This is a genomic window from Oleiphilus sp. HI0061, assembly GCF_001635675.1.
Map to the genome: position 1 here is coordinate 1 of NZ_LWFE01000203.1, position 1,343 is coordinate 1,343.

The window sequence follows — 1,343 nt, forward strand, 5'->3', positions numbered from 1 at the left end:
CCGCATTCTGAGCTTAATGGGTTAGATGACGGGCGCCCGTCAGAGATTTTGAAAGCACATATTATCCAAGGCAATCTGAGCCTTTTTAATAGCGCTAAATGTGAGTGGCTTTTTAAAGTTGTGCATACTGTTCCTTTGATCAGCCTTATTGAAAGTCAAAAGCAATCAGGCGAGACTGATAAAGAGCTTAAAGTCGGCACCTCTTATCTGGAACAAAGTCAAAAAATATTTAAGAGTGTCTTGGGTAAGTATATCTTGCTGCATTGTTGTATTGGGGAGGCGAGCTGTGATCTGCTTTATTCAATCGTGGGCAACGTATATTCAGCGCACTTTTTGTCGTTAGTAATGCCTCTAGGCTTCGATGCCAAAGCTGGTAGCTATGTGTTAAACAAAAAAGAAGTTGAGGTTCTTAATTGTGCCATAGATTCTGCGCAAGAAATCAAAGAATCTAGTTTGGTGGGCATAGGAGATCACGAGGTGTACGGGGTTGAATCTTTTTAATTTTCACATAACAAGTTGCTCAATTTGACGCCTGGCGGCGCAAATTAGCAAAGCGTTAAATGCCGGTAATCAGCATATCTATGGCATCGATGATTTCATAGCGATATTGTTCAAGTGAGTCTACTTCTGATTTTAGTAGTGACTTAGGTACAGTGGTCATCTGATTCGTCACAAGAACAAATTCTTCGCTGTCGATATTGATGGTAGGGCATAGCTTTTGGGCTGCTTTTTCGTTTACTTTTTTTGAAGGGGTTAGCGGTATAACCAGTCTAGAGTTTAAATCACTTAACAAGTTGTTCTGAACATCTACAAAATATGGGTAGGTTTTTTTGCTGCTTTTATCTTTATTCAGGTACAGCGTAAATTGGCTCATTAAAAACTCCTAAACGAGTCAGAGAATAAACCGTTTTCATCACTTAGCTTATTAAGTTCATCAATTGCATCTTTGTTTTCTTGAAGCCATTGCTCGCGCTGCGCGTTTTTCACTTGCACAATTAGAGCTTGTTCAAGTGTGGCAGATAAATTTATTTTCAAGCTTTTAGCTTGATTTAAAAGGTCGCTATTTACTGTTAAGTTGGTAGCTTTTTTAGGTGCTTGTTGGTCAAAAAATGTCTGCATGTTATTTGCTCCATATGCGCATATAATATGTGCATCTATGCTATTCCATAAAAAAGCATTTAACAAGCGCCTCCAACGGACAAATTTTACTGTCACCATTTTTGCGCTGCGCTGCAAAACTGCCGCCAGCAAAATTTGCTCGTTGAGGCGAGCGTTATGTGTATTAATGAATGGAATTCTTGCAATGAGCAAAGTAAAAATATTGGAGTATCCTAAGAAAGGAG

General features: G+C 39.0%; 3 protein-coding genes. 1 reads left to right on the forward strand and 2 read right to left on the reverse strand.

Going from position 1 to position 1,343, the window contains the following annotated elements; translation table 11 throughout:
- The first annotated feature begins 48 nt into the window (after window positions 1-48).
- Complete coding sequence (locus tag A3735_RS02380; RefSeq protein WP_156499344.1) at window positions 49-501, forward strand: hypothetical protein; 453 nt, start codon at window positions 49-51, stop codon at window positions 499-501.
- A 55-nt stretch (window positions 502-556) separates the two neighbouring features.
- Here the strand turns inward: A3735_RS02380 and A3735_RS02385 are convergent, their stop codons facing one another.
- On the reverse strand, window positions 557-874 hold the full coding sequence (locus A3735_RS02385; protein ID WP_068510990.1) for a CcdB family protein: 318 nt from the start codon (window positions 872-874) through the stop codon (window positions 557-559).
- A partial coding sequence (locus A3735_RS31670; protein WP_231882348.1) for a type II toxin-antitoxin system CcdA family antitoxin occupies window positions 874-1,343 on the reverse strand: 470 nt, incomplete at its 5' end. The genes A3735_RS31670 and A3735_RS02385, both read right to left, overlap by 1 nt.

What these genes read in the sequence shown, in the direction of transcription:
- A3735_RS02385 (WP_068510990.1), bottom strand. Translation starts at nt 874, where the DNA reads ATGAGCCAATTTACGCTGTACCTGAATAAAGATAAAAGCAGCAAAAAA.